The organism is Dellaglioa sp. CoH-55-MRSF-8 (assembly GCF_056782195.1).
Map to the genome: position 1 here is coordinate 1 of NZ_JBXAYH010000267.1, position 237 is coordinate 237.

1 protein-coding gene is annotated in these 237 nt (G+C 63.3%); it reads right to left on the reverse strand.

The window, feature by feature from the left end; all coding sequences use genetic code 11:
- Positions 1–237, reverse strand: a 237-nt coding sequence (locus AC1RPW_RS08710; RefSeq protein ID WP_481769565.1) for a hypothetical protein, incomplete at both ends; no start/stop codon positions are given.

The window sequence follows — 237 nt, forward strand, 5'->3', positions numbered from 1 at the left end:
GGACCAGACACCCGGACTCGCCTTGGGCGCGTAGATCTTGTTGCCCTGCGCGACCACCCAATGCTGGATCGTTCCGAACGAATCCGCGTAGTGATAGATCCTGTTGGTGTAGAGCACGCCGACGTGCTGAGTGAAGGTGGCCGCGCTCGCCGGAACCGACGTCGCTACCACCCCTCCCGCAACGGTGAGCAGCGCTGTGGCGCCCAGCATGGCGCGTGCACGAAGTTTGTTCAACTG